Annotated in this window: 16 protein-coding genes and 1 tRNA gene; 15 read left to right on the top strand and 2 right to left on the bottom strand. The window is 69.6% G+C overall.

Features of this window, described 5'->3' with window-relative positions; all coding sequences use genetic code 11:
* Positions 1 to 62: 62 nt before the first annotated feature.
* Complete coding sequence (locus tag OG598_RS14875; protein ID WP_328654998.1) at positions 63 to 1,814, top strand: CTP synthase; 1,752 nt, start codon at positions 63 to 65, stop codon at positions 1,812 to 1,814.
* A gap of 73 nt (positions 1,815 to 1,887) precedes the next feature.
* Positions 1,888 to 2,493, top strand: coding sequence for an NUDIX hydrolase (locus tag OG598_RS14870; protein ID WP_328654997.1), 606 nt, complete (start codon positions 1,888 to 1,890; stop codon positions 2,491 to 2,493).
* Positions 2,494 to 2,577: 84 nt separating this feature from the next.
* On the opposite strand, the gene OG598_RS14865 is transcribed toward OG598_RS14870, so the two are convergent.
* Positions 2,578 to 2,865, bottom strand: coding sequence for a TM2 domain-containing protein (locus OG598_RS14865; protein WP_372492730.1), 288 nt, complete (start codon positions 2,863 to 2,865; stop codon positions 2,578 to 2,580).
* 280 nt (positions 2,866 to 3,145) lie between these two features.
* Between OG598_RS14865 and ald the strand changes: the two genes are divergently transcribed.
* The 11 genes from ald to OG598_RS14810 all read left to right on the top strand — a co-directional run bounded on the left by ald (position 3,146) and on the right by OG598_RS14810 (position 17,940).
* Complete coding sequence (gene ald, locus OG598_RS14860; RefSeq protein WP_112584275.1) at positions 3,146 to 4,261, top strand: alanine dehydrogenase; 1,116 nt, start codon at positions 3,146 to 3,148, stop codon at positions 4,259 to 4,261.
* Between the two features lie 38 nt (positions 4,262 to 4,299).
* On the top strand, positions 4,300 to 5,265 hold the full coding sequence (locus tag OG598_RS14855; protein WP_328654996.1) for a site-specific tyrosine recombinase XerD: 966 nt from the start codon (positions 4,300 to 4,302) through the stop codon (positions 5,263 to 5,265).
* A gap of 180 nt (positions 5,266 to 5,445) precedes the next feature.
* A complete protein-coding gene (locus OG598_RS14850; protein WP_030487987.1) occupies positions 5,446 to 6,369 on the top strand; it encodes a ParA family protein in 924 nt (307 codons plus the stop codon).
* 41 nt (positions 6,370 to 6,410) lie between these two features.
* Positions 6,411 to 7,484 (top strand): segregation and condensation protein A, encoded by a 1,074-nt coding sequence (locus tag OG598_RS14845; protein WP_328654995.1) that lies wholly within the window; start codon positions 6,411 to 6,413, stop codon positions 7,482 to 7,484.
* On the top strand, positions 7,477 to 8,562 hold the full coding sequence (gene scpB / locus OG598_RS14840; protein WP_328654994.1) for an SMC-Scp complex subunit ScpB: 1,086 nt from the start codon (positions 7,477 to 7,479) through the stop codon (positions 8,560 to 8,562). Before OG598_RS14845 ends, scpB begins: the two co-directional genes overlap by 8 nt.
* Positions 8,549 to 9,319 (top strand): pseudouridine synthase, encoded by a 771-nt coding sequence (locus tag OG598_RS14835; protein WP_210784817.1) that lies wholly within the window; start codon positions 8,549 to 8,551, stop codon positions 9,317 to 9,319. Before scpB ends, OG598_RS14835 begins: the two co-directional genes overlap by 14 nt.
* A 195-nt stretch (positions 9,320 to 9,514) precedes the next feature.
* Positions 9,515 to 10,195, top strand: coding sequence for a (d)CMP kinase (gene cmk, locus OG598_RS14830; RefSeq protein ID WP_328654993.1), 681 nt, complete (start codon positions 9,515 to 9,517; stop codon positions 10,193 to 10,195).
* Positions 10,192 to 11,598, top strand: coding sequence for a ribosome biogenesis GTPase Der (der, locus tag OG598_RS14825; protein ID WP_328654992.1), 1,407 nt, complete (start codon positions 10,192 to 10,194; stop codon positions 11,596 to 11,598). Before cmk ends, der begins: the two co-directional genes overlap by 4 nt.
* A gap of 212 nt (positions 11,599 to 11,810) precedes the next feature.
* Positions 11,811 to 11,884, top strand: a tRNA-Pro gene (locus tag OG598_RS14820).
* Positions 11,885 to 12,105: 221 nt separating this feature from the next.
* Positions 12,106 to 13,038, top strand: coding sequence for a GNAT family N-acetyltransferase (locus tag OG598_RS14815; RefSeq protein ID WP_328654991.1), 933 nt, complete (start codon positions 12,106 to 12,108; stop codon positions 13,036 to 13,038).
* A gap of 1,029 nt (positions 13,039 to 14,067) precedes the next feature.
* Entirely contained in the window at positions 14,068 to 17,940 is a 3,873-nt protein-coding gene (locus OG598_RS14810) for a ThuA domain-containing protein (RefSeq protein ID WP_328654990.1), read from the top strand.
* A gap of 333 nt (positions 17,941 to 18,273) precedes the next feature.
* On the opposite strand, the gene OG598_RS14805 is transcribed toward OG598_RS14810, so the two are convergent.
* Positions 18,274 to 19,962, bottom strand: coding sequence for a hypothetical protein (locus OG598_RS14805; RefSeq protein WP_328654989.1), 1,689 nt, complete (start codon positions 19,960 to 19,962; stop codon positions 18,274 to 18,276).
* A 941-nt stretch (positions 19,963 to 20,903) separates the two neighbouring features.
* Between OG598_RS14805 and OG598_RS14800 the strand changes: the two genes are divergently transcribed.
* On the top strand, positions 20,904 to 21,446 hold the full coding sequence (locus OG598_RS14800) for a SigE family RNA polymerase sigma factor (RefSeq protein WP_328655337.1): 543 nt from the start codon (positions 20,904 to 20,906) through the stop codon (positions 21,444 to 21,446).
* A complete protein-coding gene (locus tag OG598_RS14795; RefSeq protein ID WP_328654988.1) occupies positions 21,430 to 22,644 on the top strand; it encodes a hypothetical protein in 1,215 nt (404 codons plus the stop codon). Before OG598_RS14800 ends, OG598_RS14795 begins: the two co-directional genes overlap by 17 nt.
* Positions 22,645 to 22,858 lie beyond the last annotated feature (214 nt).

Here is a 22,858-nt window from a genome sequence, read left to right as displayed (position 1 = left end):
ATCACTTTGCTGATCAAGCACGGCGGTCTGCATGACCGCGACAGACGACACGGGAGCAGGCCTTGGCCCCATCAGCACGGACGACCAGGCACATTTTCGTCACCGGGGGCGTCGCCTCCTCGCTGGGTAAGGGCCTCACCGCCTCCAGCCTCGGCAACCTGCTGACCGCGCGCGGGCTGCGCGTGGTGATGCAGAAGCTCGACCCCTACCTGAACGTCGACCCGGGGACGATGAACCCGTTCCAGCACGGTGAGGTCTTCGTCACCGAGGACGGCGCCGAGACCGACCTCGACGTCGGGCACTACGAGCGGTTCCTCGACCGGGCGCTGTCCGGCAAGGCGAACGTCACCACCGGTCAGATCTACTCCGACGTGATCGCCAAGGAGCGGCGCGGCGAGTACCTGGGCGACACCGTCCAGGTCATCCCGCACATCACCAACGAGATCAAGTCGCGGATCCTGGCGATGGCCGACCCGGACGAGGACGGCCAGGTCCCCGACGTGGTGATCACCGAGGTCGGTGGCACTGTCGGCGACATCGAGTCGCTGCCGTTCCTGGAGGCGATCCGTCAGGTTCGCCACGACCTGGGCCGCGACAACTGCTTCTACCTGCACGTCTCGCTGGTGCCGTACCTGGCGCCCTCGGGTGAGCTGAAGACCAAGCCGACGCAGCACTCGGTGGCACAGCTGCGCAACATCGGTATCCAGCCGGACGCGATAGTGCTCCGCTGCGACCGGGAGATCCCGGTGAAGCTCAAGGAGAAGCTGTCGCTCTACTGCGACGTGGACGCCGAGGCGGTCGTCGCCGCCCCGGACGCCCCGAGCATCTACGACATCCCGAAGGTGCTGCACCGGGAGGGGCTCGACGCGTACGTGGTGCGCCGGCTCGGCCTCTCCTTCCGGGACGTGGACTGGGCCAGCTGGGACGACCTGCTGGAGCGGGTGCACCGCCCCCGGCACACCGTCACCGTCGCGGTGGTCGGCAAGTACGTCGACCTGCCCGACGCGTACCTGTCGGTGAGTGAGGCGATCCGGGCGGCCGGCTTCGGCCACCGGGCCCGGGTGCAGCTGCGCTGGGTGCCCAGCGACGAGTGCGTCACCCCGGCTGGCGCCGCCGCGGCATTGGCCGGCGTGGACGGCATCCTCATCCCCGGCGGCTTCGGCGTCCGCGGCATCGAGGGCAAGATCGGCACCGCCCGGTACGCCCGCGAGGCCGGCATCCCGCTGCTCGGCCTCTGCCTCGGCCTGCAGTGCATGACCATCGAGGTGGCCCGGCACCTGGCCGACCTGGACGGCGCCAACTCGTTGGAGTTCGACGAGCAGGCGGCCCACCCGGTCATCGCCACGATGGCCGACCAGGAGGACATCGTCGCCGGTCGGGGCGACCTGGGCGGCACGATGCGGCTGGGCGCGTACCCGGCGACGCTGACCGAGGGCTCGATCGTCGCCGAGGCGTACGGCAGCACCGAGATCAGCGAGCGGCACCGGCACCGGTACGAGGTGAACAACGCCTACCGGGACGCGCTGACGAAGGCGGGCCTGCACATCTCCGGCACCTCGCCGGACGGCCGGCTGGTCGAGTTCATCGAACTGGATCGGAGCCTGCACCCGTTCTTCGTGGCCACCCAGGCGCACCCCGAGTTGAAGAGCCGCCCGACCCGCCCGCACCCGCTGTTCGCCTCGTTCGTCAAGGCCGCTGTGGCGTACTCGCAGGCCGACCAGCTGCCGGTCGACCTGGACGGGGCGGCGGAGGCTCCGACGACGCGCAAGGCCGCTCGCAACGGCGCCGCGACGAAGGCGTCGTCGGCCTCGTGAGCGAGCGCAGCGAGCGAGCCAGCAGGCTCAGTGGGGTGCGTCACGCCGTCGTCGAGCGCAGCGAGGCGGCGGCGTGAGCGGGTTGGAGCACCGCTACGAGGTGCGTTCCCGGGAGGAGCGGTACCGGGGGCGGATCTTCGACGTGGTCACCGAGGAGGTGACCATGCCGGGCGGTGGGACCGCGCTGCGTGACCTCGTCCGGCACGTCGGCGCGGTGGCCGTGGTGGCGCTCGACGACGCCGGCCAGGTGGTGCTGATCCGGCAGTACCGGCACCCGGTCGGGCGGCACCTGTGGGAGCTGCCGGCCGGTCTGATGGACGTCTCCGGCGAGGAGTTGCCGGTGGCCGCGCTGCGGGAGTTGGCCGAGGAGGCCGATCTCACCGCCGGGCGGGTCGACGTGCTGGTCGACCTGCACAGCTCGCCGGGGTTCACCAACGAGATCGTCCGGGTGTTCCTGGCCCGCGACCTCGGCGACGTGCCGGCCGACGAGCGGCACGAGCGCCACGACGAGGAGGCCGACCTCCAGGTCGTCCGGATCGACCTGGACGAGGCGGTCGCCATGGTCCTGGCCGGTGAGATCACCAACGCGTCCGCGGTGGCCGGGCTGCTGGCCGCGGCCCGCGCCCGGGACACCGGCTTCACGCAGCTGCGTCGGGCGGACGCGCCGCTGCCGCGCTGAGCGTCGCCGCCGGTCCAGCCCGGTGGGGAAGTACGCACGAAAGGGGCCCCGCGGTCAGCCGCGGGGCCCCTTTCGCTTGTGGGTCTAGGAGTCGCGCAGCGGACGGCCCTGCGCGTCCGTGCCGCCGTTGACCAGGATGAGGATGCCGTCGACGACGCCCCAGAGAGCGCCGACGCCGCAGGTCACCAGGCTCACGACGAGCTGGAGAACGGCGATCTTGGTGTGTCCGGTGTAGAACCGACCGGCACCGAAGGTGCCGAGCAGGATGCCGAGGATGCCCGCGACGATCTTGCTCTTGTCGGAGACGCCCTGGGGGTACCCCGGCTGGGGGTACCCGGGCTGGTAAGGAGGAGTGGTCATGGGCGGACACATTAGTGATCCACTCGCCGGCTGTCCGCACCGCCGCCCGGCAGATGGGACGATAATGGTGAAACACTGTCCTGTTGGCTGAGGTGACGCTGCACCGCCGAATGTCGGCGGTGCCCTGACACTTCGTCAGGACACCCGGGCACCGGGTGCCACTGTGCTGGCTCGCGGCGGCACCGGGCGCGCCTAGACTGCCGCCGCAGGACCGGTGTACCGCGATGGCAAAGGGGCCGTCGTGGCACCGAGCAGTCGGGGGAGAGCAGCCCCGAAGAGAGGTGTCTGCATCGTGAAGGTCGGAATCCCGCGCGAGGTCAAGAACCACGAGTACCGCGTGGCGATCACGCCAGCGGGTGTCAACGAGTTCACCCGCAGCGGCCACCAGGTCTTCGTCGAGTCCGGCGCCGGGGTTGGCTCCAGCATCACCGACGAGGAGTTCGCCGCCGCCGGCGCGAAGATCCTCGCCACCGCCGACGAGGTGTGGGAGACCGCCGAGCTGGTGCTCAAGGTCAAGGAGCCGATCGCCGAGGAGTACCACCGGATGCGTGAGGGGCAGGTGCTCTTCACCTACCTGCACCTGGCCGCCTCCAAGGAGTGCACCGACGCGCTGATCGACCGCCGGGTCACCGGCATCGCGTACGAGACCGTCGAGCTGCCCGACCGGTCGCTGCCGCTGCTCGCCCCGATGTCCGAGGTGGCCGGCCGGCTCGCCCCGCAGGTGGGCGCCTTCTACATGATGCGTACCGGTGGTGGGCGCGGTGTGCTGCCCGGCGGTGTCTCCGGCGTGTACGCGGCCAAGACCGTGGTCATCGGCGCCGGCGTCTCCGGCATGAACGCCGCCGCGATCGCGCTCGGTCTGCAGTCCGAGGTGCTGCTGCTGGACAAGAACGTCGCCCGGCTGCGGCAGGCCGACGCGATCTACCGGGGCCACCTGCAGACCGTCGCCTCCAACGCGTACGAGGTCGAGCGCGCCGTGCTCGACGCCGACCTGGTCATCGGCGCGGTGCTGGTGCCCGGCGCGAAGGCCCCGACGCTGATCTCCAACGAGCTGGTCTCCCGGATGAAGCCCGGCAGCGTGCTCGTCGACATCGCCATCGACCAGGGCGGCTGCTTCGAGGACTCGCGCCCCACCACGCACGCCGACCCGGTCTACAAGGTGCACGAGTCGATCTTCTACTGCGTCGCGAACATGCCCGGCGCGGTGCCGAACACCAGCACCTACGCGCTGACCAACGTCACCCTGCCGTACGCCCTGGAGCTGGCCAACCAGGGCTGGCGCGAGGCGCTGCGCAACGACCCGGCGCTGGCGCTGGGCCTCAACACCCACGCCGGGCAGGTCACCTACGGCCCGGTCGCCGAGGCGCACGGCATGGACGTGCTCCCGCTGGCCGACGCGCTGGCCTGAACGGTGGCGCGCTGACCAGCGGCACGGACTCCGCCGGCGTGGGCACAGCACCCACGCCGGCGCTGCGCCGTGCCGTTCGCGGTTACCTCGACCACCTGACCGTCGAACGTGGCCTCTCCGCGAACACGCTCGCCTCGTACCGTCGGGATCTGGACCGCTATCTCGCCACCCTGGCCGACGCCGGCGTCACCGACCTCGCGTCGGTCGGCGCCGGCGTCGTCGAGTCGCACCTGGCGCGGCTGCGCGCCGGCGACGACACGCACCCGCCCCTCGCCGTCTCCTCCGCTGCCCGCGCGGCCAGCGCGGTACGGGGCCTGCACCGCTTCGCGGTGCGTGAGGGCCTGGCCGGCGCCGATCCGAGCCGCGACGTCCGCCCGCCCACGCCGCCCCGGCGGCTGCCCCGGGCGCTACCCGTCGACGACGTGGTCCGGCTGCTGGAAACCGCCGGCCCGATCACCGCGACCGGCGACGACGCGCCCCTGGCGCTGCGCGACCGGGCGCTGCTGGAGTTCCTGTACGGCACCGGCGCGCGCATCTCCGAAGCCGTCGGCGCCGCGGTGGACGACCTCGACACCGACGACGGCACGGTGCTGCTGCGCGGCAAGGGCGGCCGGGTGCGGCTGGTGCCCATCGGCGGGTACGCCGTCGACGCCGTGCGCGCCTACCTGGTCCGGGCCCGTCCCGGGCTGGCCGCCGCCGGCCGGGGCACCCCGGCGGTGTTCCTCAACGCCCGCGGCGGCGCGCTGTCCCGCCAGGGCGCCTGGGGCATCCTGCGCCGCGCCGCCGACCGTGCCGGGCTGCCCGTCGACGGGCCGGCCGCTGTCTCCCCGCACACCCTGCGACACTCCTACGCCACCCATCTGCTCGACGGCGGCGCCGACGTCCGGGTGGTCCAGGAGCTGCTCGGCCACGCCTCGGTGACCACCACCCAGGTCTACACGTTGGTCACCGTGGAGCGGTTGCGCGAGGTGTACGCCACCGCGCATCCACGCGCCCACGGCTGAACCGGTCGCTGTCGACGCCGACACGCCGGGCCGGTGCCGAACCCCCTGCTGGTCGGTGGCGTACAGTCGGCATCGGCGCGGACCTCCTGGAGCGACACGACCGGGGTGCGCAGCGGCGCCGCGAAGGACGTCGGACGGCTCCGACGCCGGGTGGGGTCGTCGGGAGGGGGCAACGAGCACATGGCTGGCAACGGTGACCGTGCCGAGACCTGGACGTCGGAGCTCCGCGAGCAACAGGCCACGCTCGGCGCGGACCTGGGTCCTGCGGACCCGGCTGCCTACACGATGCGCAAGCCCATTCCCGAGCCGATGCCCACCGACCGGCACGGCCCCGCGCGCATCATCGCGATGGCCAACCAGAAGGGTGGGGTCGGCAAGACGACCACCACCATCAACCTGGGCGCGGCGCTCGCGGAATATGGCCGCAAGGTGCTGCTGGTCGACTTCGACCCGCAGGGCGCGCTCTCGGTGGGGCTGGGCGTCAACCCGCACAACCTCGATCTGTCCATCTACAACCTGCTCATGCAGGACGACATCATCGCCGAGGACGTCGTCATCAAGACCGACGTCGCGGGGCTGCACCTGCTGCCGGCCAACATCGACCTCTCCGCCGCCGAGATCCAGCTCGTCAACGAGGTCGCCCGGGAGATGGCCCTGGCCCGGGTCCTGCGCACGGTCCGCAAGGAGTACGACTACATCCTGATCGACTGCCAGCCGTCACTCGGCCTGCTGGCGATCAACGCGCTGACCGTCGCGCACGGCGTGCTCATCCCGCTGGAGTGCGAGTTCTTCAGCCTGCGCGGTGTGGCACTGCTGCTGGACACCATCGACAAGGTGCGCGAGCGACTCAACTTCGACCTGGAGCTCGAAGGCATCCTCGCCACCATGTACGACAGCCGCACCACGCACTGCCGCCAGGTCCTCCAGCGGGTCGTGGAGGCGTTCGGCGACAAGGTCTACCAGACGGTCATCACCAAGACGGTTAAGTTCCCCGAGTCCACCGTGGCCGGTGCCCCCATCACCACGATGGACCCGGCCTCCTCCGGGGCACGTAACTACCGTCAGCTGGCCCGCGAGGTGATCGCCGCCCAGTCGGAGCGGTAGCCGGAACGCCCGGTGCCCGACTCGTGGACTACGGTCGTCCGGTGACCGCGCCACCCCTCGACCCACCCGAGACCGCCGACGCGGCAGTGGTCGACGGTGTGCAGCCCGCCGACCCGGCCGCCAGCGGCTTCACGGTGCGGCTGGCCAACTTCACCGGCCCGTTCGACCTGCTGCTGCAACTGATCGGCAAGCACAAACTCGACGTCACCGAGGTGGCCCTGCACACGGTCACCGACGAGTTCATCGCCTACATCAGGGCGATGGGCGACAACTGGGACCTGGACGAGGCCAGCGAGTTCCTGCTCATCGCGGCGACCCTGCTCGATCTGAAGGCGGCCCGGCTGCTGCCCGCCGCCGAGGTGGAGGACGAGGCCGACCTCGCCCTGCTGGAGGCACGGGACCTGCTCTTCGCCAGGCTGTTGCAGTACAAGGCGTACAAGGAGGCGGCGGCGCACATCGCCGAGCTTGAGGCCGTCGGCGGCCGACGCTATCCGCGTGCCGTCAGCCTGGAGGCCCGCTACGCCGAAGCGCTGCCCGACCTGGTGCTCGGCATCGGCCCCCAGCGGCTGCTGAAGCTGGCCGTGAAGGCGATGACGCCGAAGCCGGTGCCGGAGGTCTCCATCGCCCACGTGCACATGGTCCGGGTCAGTGTCCGGGAACACGCGGCGATCCTCGCCGCCCGGCTGCGCCGGGCCGGCACCGCCACGTTCTCGCTGCTCTGCGCCGACTGCGAGGCCACCCTGGAGGTGGTGGCCCGGTTCCTCGCGCTGCTCGAGCTGTACCGGGAGGGCCTGGTGTCGTTCGTGCAGGAGCAGGCCCTGGAGGAGTTGACAGTGCGCTGGACCGGCCCGGTCGACGGCGACGCCGAGCTGCACGTCGACGAGTACGCCGGCACCCCGGCCGACGCGGAGTCGCCGGAGGCTGGGCCTGAGCTGGCGGGGGTAATGCCGGGGCCGTCGGGGGCTGAGCCTGCGGGGAATGGGCCTGAGCTGGCGGGGGCTGAGCCTGAGGCTGCGGGGACTGAGCCCGCGCTGGCGGGGGCTGACCTTGTGCCGGCGGGGGAGGCCGGCGGGCCGGACGGGACGGAAACGACGGAGGGTACGCGGGATGAGTGACGAGCAACGTCGGGACTCGCTGGCCGACCAGGCCGCCGCCTGGGTCCCCCCGTGGGAGCGCCCGCGCCCGCCCGCCGCCGACACCCCCACGGAGCCGGACGACTCAGCCGCACCACCGGACACCGAAGAACCCGAAGCGACAGCGCCCCGCCCGGAACTCGACGTCGCCGCAGATGCCGCCGAGCCGGACGTGGCGGCGTCGGGCTCTCCGCAGGTTGACCCGGATGGGCGGGGCCCGGTCGACGTGGGCCCGGATGGGCGGGACCCGGTCGACGTGGGCCCGGGTGGGCCAGGCCCTGTCGAGGTGGCCGCGGGTGGGCCCGATCCCCTTGTGGTGGCCTCGGACGAGGTGGGCCCGGGTGAGCCAGATCGTGTTGAGGCGGCCCCGGACGGCGTGGGCTCGGCGGGGCCGGACCTCGGTGGGGTGACGGACGCCACCGCGGGGGAGCCGGGTGGCGCTGCGGGCGTACCCCGGCGGCAGCTGGCGGGGCGGCGGCGCGCGACTGTCGCGCCGGAGCCCACGCCCGAGTTGTCCGACCCCGAGCTGCGCGGCGCGTTGGAAGCGATCCTGCTGGTCGTCGACGAGCCGGTCAGCGAGCTGGTGCTGGCGCAAGTGCTGGAGCAGCCCGCCGAGCGGGTCGGGCCGATGCTCGACGAGATCGCCGCCGGTTACACCGCATCCGGGCACGGGTTCGAGCTGCGCCGGGCGGCAGGCGGGTGGCGGCTGTACACCCGGCCGGAATACGCTACGTACGTTGAGCGGTTCGTGTTGGACGGGCAGTCCGTGCGGCTGACCCAGGCGGCGCTGGAGACGCTCGCCGTGGTTGCGTACAAGCAGCCGGTGACCCGTTCGCGAATCTCAGCCATCCGGGGTGTGAACTGCGACGGGGTCATCCGTACGCTGGTCACCCGTGGCCTCATCGAGGAGTGCGGCACCGAAACGGACAGCGGGGCGTTCCTCTACCGGACCACCACGTTGTTCCTGGAGAAGCTCGGGCTGAACACCGTCGACGAGCTGCCGCCCCTCGCACCCTTCCTGCCCGACGACGTAGAAGAGCTTGCTGATGCGACCCGATAACCGTTCCCCCAAAGCCGACGCGCCCGTCTACGAGGGGGCTGAGCGCCTGCAGAAGGTGCTCGCCGCCGCCGGCGTGGGTTCCCGGCGTGCCTGCGAAGACCTGATCTTCCGCCGCCGGGTCACGGTGGACGGGCGGGTCGCCAAGCTCGGCGACAAGGTCGACCCGGCCACCTCCGTGATCCACGTGGACGGGGAGCGCCTCCAGGTCGACATTCGGCTGGTCTACGTGGCGATGAACAAGCCGCGTGGGGTGGTTACCACCATGGCGGACGAAAAGGGACGCAACGAGCTGGCCGACTTCATCGGCGCCCGGCTGGAGCAGCGGGTCTACCACGTCGGGCGGCTCGACGCGGACAGCGAGGGCCTGCTGCTGCTCACCAACGACGGCACCCTCGCCCACAAGCTCATGCACCCCTCGTACCAGGTGCTGAAGACGTACCTCGCCGAGGTGGTCGGGCCGATCCCGCGCAACCTGAGCAAGCGGCTGCTGGCCGGCGTCGAGCTGGAGGACGGGCCGGTCAAGGTCGACTCGTTCAAGGTGGTGGACACTCTCGGCAAATCCGCCCAGGTGGAGCTGAGCCTGCACGAGGGGCGCAAGCACATCGTCCGGCGGCTGATGGATGAGGTCGGTCACCCGGTCACCCGGCTGGTGCGTACCTCGATCGGGCCGATCCGGCTCGGTGACCTGCGGACCGGGCGGATCCGGCGGTTGACCAACGCCGAGGTCGCCGCCCTGTTCAACGTGGTGGGTGACTGACCCCCGAGTTCGGGGTACGGCAGCCGGTAGGCTCCACCGATGGCCGGGACGCGGCCGTCCGGGTGGCGTGGGTCGCCTCCGGCGGCGTCGCGCGCGGGTCCGTTAACGCACCCGGGCATGATTGATGACGATTGACAACCGCTTGCGGCGCCAGATCACCGGGCGAACCGTGAGGTACGGGCTGAGGAGGACACGGTGGAGGAAAACGTACGGACCGGCCGATGTGTGGTCGCTGTGGACGGGCCGTCCGGTTCGGGTAAGTCCACCGTGTCGCGGCGACTCGCCCAGAGCATCGGTGCGCGCTACCTGGACACCGGGGCGATGTACCGGGCGATCACGTGGGCTGTGCTGCGCTCCGGCGTGGACCTCACCGACGCCGCGTCGGTGGCAAAGGTCGCCGGCGAGGTCAACCTGCGTATCGGCACCCACCCGCAGGGGTACGCGGTGACCATCGACGGTGTCGGCGTGGACGCCGACATCCGTGGCGCCGAGGTGACCGGCGCGGTTTCCGCCGTCGCCGCCATGCCGGCCGTCCGGGAGCTGCTCGTCACCCGGCAGCGCGAGATGATCGCCAACGCTGGTCGGATGGTGGTCGAGGGTCGCGACATCGGCTCGGTCGTGGCGCCGGAAGCCGACCTGAAGGTCTTCCTGACTGCCTCCGAGGCGGCCCGTGCCGCCCGGCGCAGCGCCGAGGACGCCACCGACGTGGCGGCCACGGCCGCCGATCTGGCCCGGCGGGACCGTCTCGACTCGACCCGCAAGGTCAACCCGCTGGCCCAGGCGCCCGACGCGGTGGTGCTGGACACCACCGAGTTGGGCATCGACGAGGTCGTGGCGCGGCTGCGCGACATGCTCACCGAGCGGGGCGTGGCATGAGCAGCGATGGTGGTGGCTGGGTCGAGCTGCGTGAGCCCGAGGTCGCCGTTGAGGAACCGAGCGGCCCGCAGCCGGTGGTGGCCGTGGTCGGCCGCCCCAACGTGGGCAAATCGACGTTGGTCAACCGGATCATCGGCCGCCGGCAGGCGGTCGTCGAGGACGTCCCTGGCGTGACCCGCGACCGGGTCCCGTACGACGCGCAGTGGAACGGCCGGGCGTTCACAGTGGTGGACACCGGCGGTTGGGAACCGGACGCGAAGGACCGGGCCGCGGCCATCGCGGCGCAGGCCGAGACGGCGGTCGTCACCGCCGACGTGGTGCTCTTCGTGGTCGACGCGATGGTGGGTTCCACCGACGTGGACGAGGCCGCGGTGAAGATGCTGCGGCGCAGCGCCAAGCCGGTGATCCTGGTGGCCAACAAGGCCGACAACAACTCCATCGAGATGGAGGCCACCTCGCTGTGGTCGCTCGGCCTCGGTGAGCCGTTCCCGGTGTCCGCGCTGCACGGACGGGGCTCCGGCGACCTGCTGGACGCCATCCTCGCCGCGCTGCCGGAGGCACCGGCGATCGTGGAGAACCGTCCGCGTGGACCGCGCCGGGTGGCGCTGGTCGGGCGGCCGAACGTCGGCAAGTCCAGCCTGCTCAACCGGTTCTCCGGCGAGGAGCGGGCGGTCGTCGACTCGGTGGCGGGCACCACAGTGGACCCGGTCGACAGCCTGGTCGAGATCGGTGGTCAGACCTGGCAACTGGTCGACACGGCAGGGCTGCGCAAGCGGGTCGGCAAGGCCAGCGGCACCGAGTACTACGCCAGCCTGCGTACCGCCGGCGCGATCGAGGCCGCCGAGGTGGCAGTGGTGCTGCTGGACTCCAGCGAACCGATCAGCGAGCAGGACCAGCGGATCCTGTCGATGGTGACCGAGTCCGGCCGGGCGCTGGTCATCGCGTTCAACAAGTGGGACCTGGTCGACGCCGACCGTCGGTACTACCTGGACAAGGAGATCGACCGGGAGCTGCGCCGCATCCCCTGGGCGATCCGGCTGAACCTGTCGGCGATGACCGGCCGTGCCGTGGACAAGCTGGCCCCGGCCCTGAACAAGGCGCTGGCCAGCTGGGAAACCCGCGTGCCGACAGCGCACCTCAACCAGTGGCTGACCGCGCTGGTGCAGGCCACCCCTCACCCGGTACGTGGTGGGCGGGCGCCGCGGATCCTGTTCGCGACGCAGGCCGGTGTGGCGCCGCCACGGTTCGTGCTCTTCACCACCGGCCCGCTGGACGCCGGCTACCAGCGCTTCGTCGAGCGCAAGCTCCGCGAGGAATTCGGGTACGAGGGCAGCCCGATCGAGATCTCGGTCCGCCCGCGCAAGAAGCTCGGCCCCGGCGGCCGAGGCAAGGCGCACGGCTGACGCGGTCCAGTTCTGCCGAAATGCCGGATGGGCAGCATCGCCCATCCGGCATTTTGCTATCCAACCCCACCCTCCTAGGACGCTGTAGGGGTTGTGCGGTGGCTCCTCGTGGGGTGGTTCGGCCACGTCGCGACGCCGGTGGGGCCTGTGCGGACGGGCCGCAGCTGCTGCGCTAAGCTGTACCGGCTGCCGCGGGGGAAACCACGCGGGGGCGGGACGTGGCGCAGCTTGGTAGCGCACTTGACTGGGGGTCAAGGGGTCGTCGGTTCGAATCCGGCCGTCCCGACAGAATGAAAGCGCAGGTCAGAAAGGCTGTTCCGAAACATCGGGCCAGCCTTTCTGGCTTTCTGGGGACCACGCCGGTCAAGTGCGCCGTCCGGCAGCGCTCCTTGACCGCTAGTCAGGCCAGGTGACCAGTCCTGTTGCCCTACCGAATCGTTCTCTTCGCGCCGTCAAGGCAGCCTCGGCCCCTGCCAGAGATGGTGCGAGCTTCGCTAGCCTCTGCACGTGATCTCCTACCGCCCTACCGTCCCCGCAGACGTCGACCGCGTGACCTCGTGGATCGTGACCGAGTCCGTTGGGTGGATCCCCGCCGACCGTTACCTGAGCGACCTGGCGGAGGACATGTACCGGCCGGAGTGGACATGGATTGCCGAGCGCGACGGCCAGGTCGTGGGACGGGCATTGTGGTGGGGGCCGAAGGGAAGCCCGCATCCGGTCGCGCTCGACTGCCTCGACGTGGATCCTGCCGTGGACGACCGTGCCGCCGTCGCTGGCGAGCTGATCGGGGCCGCGCTGGCCGAGTTCCCGGCGTCGGTGCAGTATGCGATCAAGGTCGCCGGTGGCTGGCGTGACGATCCGGCCACCTTGGCGGCCGTGGAGTGGCGGCGGGCGGCGGCGCATGCGGCGGGTCTCACCCGGGAAGTGGAGCGGCTGCAGTTCGAGTGGGCGCCCGCCGACGGGGTGCCCTCCGTGGCCGGCAGGCTACGGTTCGCCGAGGCCTCTGACGAGGAGTTCCTCGCGGCGTTCAGGCGAATCGCCGAGGGCAGCCTGGACGCCCAGACTCGTGCGAACCTGACCGCCAAGGGCGTGGACGCGACCGCACGAGAGGAGATGGACTTCTATCTCAGGGCGCCGGGCAAGCGGGAGTGGTGGCGGATCGCATACACGCGCGAGGGCGAGGTGGCGGGCATGGCGATTCCCTCCGCGACCCCGTACAACGTGAACGTCGGCTATCTCGGTGTGGTGCCGGAGTTCCGTGGGCGCGGCTACGTGGACGAGGTGCTCGCCGAGATCACCCGCCTTCACGCGGCGAACGGGGAGGCGCGTATCACCGCCACCACCGACATGGCCAACGCGCCTATGGCGGCCGCTTTCGCTCGCGCCGGGTACCGCAACACGGAGATCGGGATCAACCTTTCCAACGACGTCCAGCCCTAGACGAGTAAAGGGCAGCGCCCGGGGACCAGATGGGGACCACACGGTGTGCGTGGCGGTGGTCGGTATGCCGTCGACTACACAGTCTTATCGTGGGGATGGCGTGTGTGACGTGCGTGGACGTGTGGCGAGGCGTCCTGGGGGTCAAGGGGTCGTCGGTTCGAATCCGGCCGTCCCGACGGACAAAAAGCCCTGACCGGCGGAAACGCTGGCCAGCGCTTTAACGACCGGCGTTCGGGAACGCGCGCGTGGTGACCACCGACCGCTGGCCCGGCTTCACCACCGAGCCATCAGGCGCGGGGAACTGGCTCGGTGGTGAAGGTCTGTCGTTGTATGTCTGGCCAGCGGCTGGCGAGTTCGGCGAGGATCTCTACCAGTTCGGGTCGGTCGAACGGGCCGACGTGGGGGCCGCGACGCTTCGTACGTCTCGGCACCGTCGGCGGTGTGGTCCCGTGGCTGCGGTTCACCACCGAATTCACTTTGCTGGCGGCCCTCGGCGTCGCCACCCTCGTACTCACCGCGGCGGTGCTCGCCGGCGACCAGCGCCTACGTGCCCCCATTCCTCGACAACGACCCCAAGGCCGGCGCCGGCCAGGACGGCGTCGGAGCGTCTCGTCGATCACCGCCGCGCACTCCCCGACCGGGGCGGACGTCGGCAGTCGGATTTCACGTCGGTCGATGAAACCATTGTTGGGCGATGACGAATCTGTTAGCTTTTCCAAACCTCGGTGAGAGAGCGCTCTCCCGAGGTTAGAGGTCAAAGAAGTTGACGGCGCTGCACCCCCGACCAGGCATCGTCTACAGCCGCCCACGTCCACCCGTCCCCACCCCCACCCCCACCCCCACCCTCATCACGGCGCCCCGCGACCTTCACTGAGGCGCGACGTGCCGACGACCCTCCACTGCCCGGACAGACGCGGCACCGCCATGCGCGTCCCGGGACCTACCCGCGGGGCCGCCTACCGCGGCCACGTTCGAGACGTGATCGGCGCACGTTTCGGCTGCTTCCTCACGAGAGGTAACCAACCGATCATGATTCGCAGAGTGCTGCTCATCGTCGCTCTTGTACTGGCCGGGGTGGGCGTCAACGTCGCCCCGGCGTTCGCGGCCGACTTCTCGGTGCTGATCTTCAGCAAGACCGCGGGGTTCCGGCATGACGCGATCCCCGCAGGGATCACTGCGATCCAGCAACTGGGCACGCAGGGCAACTTCACGGTCGAGGCGACCGAGGACGCCGCCCAGTTCACCGACACGAACCTGGCCAGGTTCAGAGCGGTCATCTGGCTGTCCACGACCGGCGACGTGCTCGACTCGACCCAGCAGGCCGCGTTCGAGCGCTACCTCCGCGCCGGCGGCGGCTATGTCGGCGTGCACGCCGCCTCCGACACCGAATACGACTGGCCCTGGTACGGCAACCTCGTCGGTGCCTACTTCTCCAGCCACCCCGCGATCCAGCCGGCCACCGTCCGCATCGAGGACACCGCCCATCCGTCCAACGCGGGCATCCCGGTGAACTGGAACCGCACCGACGAGTTGTACAACTACCGCACCAACCCCCGCTCGCAGGTGCACGTCCTCGCGAATCTCAACGAGGCCACGTACACCGGCGGCACCATGAACGGCGACCACCCGATCTCGTGGTGCCGGCCCTACGACGGCGGCCGCTCCTGGTACACCGGCCTCGGCCATACCCAGGAGAGCTACACCGAGGCCAACTTCCGCACCCACCTGCTCGGCGGCATCAGGTACGCCGCGCAGAACGTCGGCAACTGCTCGGTGCAGGCCCCCGTCGGCACGTTCAACCAGGTGAATCTGGCCAAGGGCGTGGAGGAGACCGGTGAGCCGATGGGCCTCACCGTGCTGCCCAACCGGGGTGTGCTGCACACCTCGCGGAACGGCGTCATCCGGTACACCGACGTCAACGGCAACACCAAGGTCGCCCTGACGCTGCCGGTCTACAGCCACGACGAGGAGGGTCTGCAGAGCATCAAGGCCGACCCGAACTTCGCCAGCAACCGCTGGGTGTACATCTACTACGCGCCGCCGCTCAGCACGCCGGGCGGCGACGCTCCGTCCACCGGCACGGCGGCGCAGTTCGCCCCGTTCAACGGCTCCAACAAGCTGGCCCGGCTCACCGTGCGGGACGACAACACGATCGACCCGGCCTCGCTGGTGACGATCCTCGACGTGCCGACCAGCCGTGGGCTGTGCTGCCACGTCGGCGGTGACATCGACTTCGACGCCGCCGGCAACCTGTACCTGTCCACCGGTGACGACACCAACCCGTTCGATTCGGCCGGTTCCGCGCCGCTCGACGAGCGGGCCGACCGCAACCCCGCCTACGACGCGCAGCGCACCTCGGCCAACAGCAATGACCTGCGCGGCAAGGTGCTGCGGATCAAGCCGAGTGCGACCGGGGGCTACACCATCCCGGGCGGCAACATGTTCGCCCCGGGCACGGCGAACACCAGGCCCGAGGTGTACGCCATGGGCTTCCGCAACCCGTTCCGGATGAGCGTGGACAAGGCGACCGGGGTCGTCTACCTCGGTGACTACGGCCCCGACGCCGGCTCTGCCGACCCGCAGCGCGGGCCGGCGGGCACCGTCTCGTTCGAGCGGGTCACCCAGCCGGGCTTCTACGGCTGGCCGTACTGCTCCAACTACAACACCCCCTACCAGGAGTTCACGTTCCCCAGCGGGCCGTCGTCCGGTCCGTACAACTGTGCCGGTGGGCCGACGAACAACTCCCGCAACAACACCGGCATCACCACGCTGCCGCCGTCACAGGCGGCCTGGCTGCCCTACGGTGGGCAGGGGCCCTGGCGGCCCGAGTTGGGTGGGGGCGGGCCCATGGGCGGTCCGGTCTACAACTTCAACCCGGCGCTGGCCTCCGATGTGAAGTTCCCGGCGTCGTACAACGGGAAGGTCTTCCTCGGGGAGTTCACCAGTCGCTGGATCAAGGCGGTCACCCTCAACGCCAACGGCACGGCCGGCGCTATCGAGCCGATCCCGTGGTCCGGGACCGCGATCATGGACATGGAGTTCGGGCCTGACGGCGCCCTGTATGTGCTCGACTACGGCACCACCTGGTTCGGCGGCGACGCCAACTCGGCCCTCTACCGGATCGAGTACAACACCGGCGGCAACCGGGCACCGATCGCGCAGATCAGCGCCACCCCGTCCTCCGGCGCGGCGCCGCTGGCCGTGCAGTTCAGCTCGGCGGGCAGCAACGACCCGGACGGCGACGCGATCACGTACGCCTGGGACTTCACCAGTAACGGCAGCACCGACTCCACGGCGGCCAACCCGACGTTCACCTACCCGGCTAACGGCGAGTACACCGCGACGCTGACGGTACGGGACCCCGGCGGCAGAACCTCGACGGCCAGTACCGTCATCGGGGTCGGCCGACCATCCATCCAGTTGATCACACCGGCCGACGGATCGGTGTTCCAGTTCGGCGACCTGGTGCCCTACGAGGTGAGGGTCACCGATCCGAACGCCGGCACCATCGACTGCAATCGGGTCCAGCTCAACTACATCCTCGGCCATGACAGTCATGGTCACCCGATCACCAGCAAGAACGGCTGCACCGGGTCGATCCAGACCACGGTGGACGGTGAACACGACGCCTCCGCGAACATCTTCGGGGTGCTCGCCGCGGTCTACACCCCGGTCAGCGGGGTCGCGGTCCAGGACCAGCACGTGCTGCAACCGCGGACCCGGCAGGCTGAGCACTTCGGCACGATGAACGGCGTCCAGCTCGCCGCCAAGCCCAGCGCCCACGGCGGCAACGCCATCGGGTACATCGAAAACGGCGACTGGATCTCCTTCACGCCGTACAACCTGGCCGGCGTCACCGGTATCAAGGCGCGGGTCGCCTCGGCCGGCGTCGGTGGCACCCTGACCGTGCGGGTCGACTCACCGACCGGCCCGGTGGCCGGCACGGTGCAGGTCGCCCCGACCGGTGGCTGGGAGACGTGGGCCGACGTCACCGGGACGATCAGCCCACCTGCCGGAACGCACCAGCTGTACCTGGTGTTCACCGGCGGCGCGGGATCGCTGTTCGACATCGACGACTTCACGCTCACCTCCGGCACCACGCAACCGCCGTCGGGGAACCTGGCGTTGAACAAGCCGGTGACGGCGTCGAGCACGGAGTCCGGCACATTCCCGGCCTCGGCTGCGGTGGACGGTTCGCTGACCACCAGGTGGGCGAGCACCTTCAGCGATCCGCAGTGGATCCAGGTGGACCTCGGCCAGTCGACCTCCATCGACCGGGTCAAGTTGACCTGGGAAGCGGCGTACGGCTCGGGGTACCAGATCCAGACGTCGGCCAACGGGACCACCTGGACCACGGTCCGGACGGTGACCGGCGGCGACGGTGGGGTGGACGACAACACCGCGCTGGCCGCCACGGGTCGTTACGTGCGGATCAACGGCACGGCCCGCGCCACCGCCTACGGATATTCGCTGTTCGAGTTCGAGGTCTACGGCGGCGGCGTCGTACAGCCGCCTGCGGGCAACCTGGCGTTGAACAAGCCGGCGACCGCGTCGAGCACCGAAGCGGTCGCTTACCCGGCCTCCGCCGCGGTGGACGGTTCGCTGACCAGCAGGTGGGCGAGTGCCTTCGCCGACCCGCAGTGGATCCAGGTGGATCTCGGTCAGTCGTACCCCATCAATCGGGTCAAGTTGACCTGGGAGGGAGCGTACGGCTCGGGGTACCAGATCCAGACGTCGGCCAACGGGACAACCTGGACCACAGCCCGGACGATCACCGGTGGTGACGGTGGGGTGGACGACAACACCGCGCTGGCCGCCACGGGTCGTTACGTGCGGATCAACGGTACGGCCCGCGCCACCGCCTGGGGATATTCGCTGTTCGAGTTCGAGGTCTACAGCTGATCGGGTAGACCGCGCACGATGGGGCGCAGGGACCTTCGAAGGTCCCTGCGCCCCTGGTCTGTCCCCGCCATCGCCACATGACGGGCGGCGGTGGCCGGTGCCGCTTCGATCTCTCACAACCATCGCACGGACGGTCGGGCATGGGCCGGCAGAGGCCGTTAGCCGCCTGGCCGTTGACCTGCCCAGTCGCCACCATGTGGCACCCGGTGGGTGCCAATAGGTGGGCTGGATCTCTGGAGGTCGAGGGGTCGTCGGTTCGAATCCGGCCGTCCCGACAGACAAAAAGCCCTGACCAGCGGAAACGCTGGTCAGGGCCTTAAGTTGTGGGTTTCGTTAGGGGTTCTTGGTGCTCGTGTCGATGGTGTAAACCACGTCTGGCCCGACGTCATGGCGGGTGATGCCGGGTACGTCGGGGATGTTAAGCAGTGGTTCGTAGGGGGTGCCTTGGACCCGGTCGCGCAGCAGGACGACGCTGCGGATGCCGAGCTGGTGCAACCGATCCAAGGCCGGCTCACTGGGGAAGGTCGCCATAACGTCGCGGATCGCCTGACGGTTGGGTGTGGTGTAGCTGGCCGCACCGTTGACCATGGTGGGAAAACCGTTGGTCGACCACAGTAGGACGTGGAGGTCGATACCGTCGTTGGACGGCAACACCATGATGGGAGCGTGCGCGGAGGCTAGCGCCATCGCGGCCGGTTCGGCTGGGGTTTGGGGGTGGTCCAGGTTAGGTAGGCCCTCAGCTAGCACGAGGACCAGCAACGGAACGGTCAGCAGGCGTCCCGCTCTCACCGACCATTCCGGCTTGGCGTCCCTGCGAGCCGCCTCGTACAGGTGGGTAACCAGGCCAGCCGCGAGGATGGCCAGGCAGAGAGTGGGCCACAAGATCAAGCGCCCTGGTGTACGGGACCCATCGAACCCGGGCACGTAAAGATAGAGCAGGCGGTAGATCGGCCCGTTCGTGCCCAGCGCGAACAACACTCCGACGACCGCCCCAAACAGCAGCAGAAGCCGTTGCACCGGTGACCAGCGGGATAGGAACAGGCCGGCGAAGGCCAGTAGATACAGTGCATACCCGCATAGCAGCACTTTCTCAGTCGGTACGTAACCGAGTGCGATGCGGGCGTCGTTGTGCAGGGTGCCCCAGGGCAGCGAGGACTGCGGCGCCACGAGAAGCCCGCGCAGTGTCGGGGAGAAATGCGCGACGTAGTCCCAGTCCCGGGTGACATCTGGGTTGAGCTCGCGCACGTGTTTGTACGCGTACGCGAAGTATCCGGTCACCGCGGTGAAGACCAGCCCGCCGATCAGATCACCGACGATCAGCCGGAGGCCAAGGCGTGGGCGATGGATCAGCCAGGCTGTCAGTGCGATCAGGCAGAGGGCGGCGAGGACGTATACGAATCCCAGCCCCACGCCGAAGCCCAGGCTGACCTGCCAGGCCGCAACCAGCCAGCCAGCGAACGCCCAGCCCGGCCGGACTCGTTCGGCAAGGTAGCCGCGGGTGAACGAGAGTCCGTGGCCGCGCGCCAGCATCGCCAGGGCCAGAGTGATACCACCGGTGGAGAGAATATTCAAATGGCCGTCGTGGCCGTAGCGCCAGGGCGCATAGGCGAGGGCGGCCCCGGCTACCGCGGCGGCGACCTTATTCGCGCCAAGCTGACGCAGGAGCGCGTAGCCGCCGAGGAAGGCGAGCGCGAAAGCCAGCACGAACAGGATGTTGTAGCGCAGCACGGCGCCGACTACACCGCTGCCTATCAGCCCTGCCGGGGCATAGCCGAGCAGGCTGTCGTTCAGGGCCAGGCCGTACGTGTCGGGATAGAAAGCGTTGGTATCCCACAGGTCACGCAGACCGTGGGTGAGAGCGTGGCCACCCCATCCCACCAGCCATGCTTGGGCCGTCGGGTCACCCACGTCACCGACGATGGTGTGGGCCGGATCGGCGATCGGCACAGTCTTGGCGCCGGCAGTCATCACGCGAACCGCGTACGGCGGAATCAGCCAGATCATCGCGACAGCGAGGAGCACCGAACCGAGGCTCGCGATACTCAGTTCCCGCAGATGGGCACTACGTGTCAGCCAGTCCCTCGTGCCTCGACCGGCGCGCGCGAGTCGGCCAGTTTGTCCAAGCTCGCTGAGAGTGACGGCTGATGTGGGGCCTCCTGCCGGTGGTTCTCCCTGCGTCATCACATCTACCCTCACTTTTGAACCGCCGAAGTAAATCATGAGCAGGGCGGCGCATAGAGTCAAGACATCGATCAATGCCATTTCGCTAGCCGGGCCTTACGCTGTTTGTCAAAGGTGCCTTGTCACGCAGGAGTCGCGATCGGTGCAGCGGCGAATTTTGCCGCTGTCGGAACAGGACACGCCAGGGTTGCTGCAGGCCATCGCCCGGGTTCCGGACCCACGGGACGCTGGCGGCCGGATCCATCCGCTGCCGGGACTGCTCGCGATCGCGGCGGTGGTTTCGGGAATCGAGCCGCGCCGTTCGCAGCATCCGAGGGGTAGTCATCGTCGTGAGTGGCCAGGCGCAGTCCAACGCCGTCGAAGGTGGACCGGCAGCGACAGAGGTTGACCAACGTTGACTGTCTGCGTCCCAGGTCGGAAGGCGTGAAGCCTGCTCTTGACCGCCTCTGCCGCCCACCGAGATCAATACCCGCTCGAAGTGGGAGCGTTCGGCTTCGCGCGACACCTGTCCTGCCGCCGCGGCCGACAGCCTTGGCTCAGAGCTTGCGCGACGCCGCTCACCGACGCGGACCATGCACGGTTTAGTTCCGCACTGTTGATGTACCGGCCGGACTACGTACTGATCACCGCGCTAGCGTGCCCGCCCACGCCGGCAGCTGCGGGCTGTCTACCGCGAGGACCTGTGCACATGTCGCCTGCAACCACGCTGGGCAGCGACGCGTGTAGTCGCCGAACGGCCGGGGACCGGTCGCCTCAATGGAGGAAGGGGCAATGTGATCACGCTGCGTAAGGGGGGCAACCCCGGGGCGATAGCCGACACTGGACCGCCCCACGGGGTTCACTTCGAGGAGTTCTACTCAGCGTATTTCCAGTCGCTGACAATCCAGCTGTTCGCGTACACCGGCGAGATGGCCGCTGCGGAGGACGTGGTGCAGGAGGCCTTCTGCCGGGCGCTCGCGCGTTGGGATCGGGTCTCCGCCTTCGACGAACCAGGCGCCTGGGTACGCCGGGTCGCCTGGAACCTCGCCAGCAGCCGGTGGCGCCGGGCAAGGACCGCGGCGCAGTTCGCTCGCCGGCACCGCGAAGAGCACGTGCCCGCGCCCAGCCCAGACCGGGTCGCGCTGGCCCGAGCCCTCAGCGCGCTTCCCGCGCAGCAGCGCCGCGCGGTAATCCTGCACTACCTCGCCGACCTGCAGGTCCGCGAGATCGCCAATCAGGAGGGCGTTGCCGAGGGCACCGTCAAGTCCTGGCTGCACCGCGGACGCGCCGCGCTTGCCGCCCAGCTCACCGACAAGGAGAAGCAGCACGATGGCCAACTTCGATGACCAGATGCTCGCCGGCGTATTCGCCGAGTTCCGCAACGAAGTGGCCCCATACGTCAGGTCTGGCGGCGCGGCCGCAGCGCACGAGACGGTACGCCATCGCAAGCGGGTACGCGCTATCGCGGCGACCGCGCTCGCGGCGCTTTTCGTCGTCGCGCCGGTGACGGCGTACGCGGCGATGAGCGGCGATTCGCACGGCCCGCCGGCGCAGGTCGGCGAGTCGCAGAGCCCTACGCCCGGCCCGTCCACGCCCGGCCCGTCCTCGCCTGAGCCGACCACGGTGGCACCGTCGGGGGGCGCGAGCCCGAAGGTTCCGGACGGCCGGATCAGTAAGGCCGAGCTGGACGACGCGACTCTCGACATCCCGGCCTGGGCACCGGACGCGTACGTGGGCGGTTGCCTCTCCGGCCGTATGAAGTTCACCGACGGAGCGCACTTCATCAAGGATTCGTTCCACGTGTGGGTCGAGGAGGTTGTCCATGCCGACGTCGACCACGACGGCGCGCGGGAGACTGTGGCCCGGCTGTCCTGTGGTGACCAGGTCAGCACTTTTCAGGTCGTGGCGTTCGATCGGGATGCCGCTGGTGTGATTCGCACGGTGGGCCAGGTCGCTGTGCAGAGCGGTGCCATCAAGACGATCTGCGACATCGGTGTCGGTACTCGCGGCGACATCGAAGTCGAAGTCGGCGATTTCCGGACGCCGCTGCGATGCCTTGAGCGGCCGCCCGCGTTTGTGCAGCTCCAGCGGCGGAGCTACGCCTGGAACGGCACCCGGTTCGTTCAGACCGGCGGCCCGACGGAGTTCCCGGTAAACCACAAGGTCACCGACCTGGCGATCACGAGCTCCGACCTGGTGTTCGGCGCGCCGGTCAACGGCGTACGCCACGGCTCGATGACGGTGACGGTTAGCAACCTCGGCCCCGCGGCGCTGCCGTTCCACGTGATCGTGTCGGTACCAGCCGGTCTTCAGCTAAGTCGACCGAGCGCCTGCAAGATCGAAACCTTTCCACAGCCGGTCGTGAGTGTGACCTGCGATCAAGCCGCCCTCGCTGCGGCGGCGAGGACGACGGTGACGCTGGAGTTCACCGCGGCGAAGCCCGTGACGCCGGACTTCCTACCCCAGGCCGTGGCAAAGCTTGCCGATAGATACGGCGACCCGAAGCTGAGCAACGACGAGGCCAGGTTCACCGTGAAGTTCTGATCCCGGCTGACGGCGGGGTGGCCAAACCCTCACGGAGGCCACCCCGCCATGCGATCGACGACATCCTGGTATTCGTCAACTCGGACCGCGATGTCGTCGGCGGCCGTTCAGCGCGTGACTGGTGGTCTCTCGGTTGGTGCCAGAAGAGCGAAGGGCTTTGGACGGGGGCCACTTGGACGGTCGGCCGCCGCAACCTGTGGACACTTCGCAGAGT

The organism is Micromonospora sp. NBC_00330, from assembly GCF_036136635.1.
In the GTDB taxonomy this organism is placed as follows: Bacteria; Actinomycetota; Actinomycetes; order Mycobacteriales; family Micromonosporaceae; genus Micromonospora; species Micromonospora salmantinae.
The sequence above is the reverse complement of the archived record's forward strand: the minus strand, read 5'-3'. Positions and strand labels throughout refer to the sequence as shown.

Bases quoted from the DNA above. Each gene is read 5' to 3' on its own strand.
- OG598_RS14865 (WP_372492730.1), bottom strand. From the start codon at position 2,865: ATGTGTCCGCCCATGACCACTCCTCCTTACCAGCCCGGGTACCCCCAG.
- OG598_RS14850 (WP_030487987.1), top strand. From the start codon at position 5,446: ATGGCTGGCAACGGTGACCGTGCCGAGACCTGGACGTCGGAGCTCCGC.
- scpB (WP_328654994.1), top strand. From the start codon at position 7,477: ATGAGTGACGAGCAACGTCGGGACTCGCTGGCCGACCAGGCCGCCGCC.
- OG598_RS14835 (WP_210784817.1), top strand. From the start codon at position 8,549: ATGCGACCCGATAACCGTTCCCCCAAAGCCGACGCGCCCGTCTACGAG.
- der (WP_328654992.1), top strand. From the start codon at position 10,192: ATGAGCAGCGATGGTGGTGGCTGGGTCGAGCTGCGTGAGCCCGAGGTC.
- OG598_RS14810 (WP_328654990.1), top strand. From the start codon at position 14,068: ATGATTCGCAGAGTGCTGCTCATCGTCGCTCTTGTACTGGCCGGGGTG.
- OG598_RS14795 (WP_328654988.1), top strand. From the start codon at position 21,430: ATGGCCAACTTCGATGACCAGATGCTCGCCGGCGTATTCGCCGAGTTC.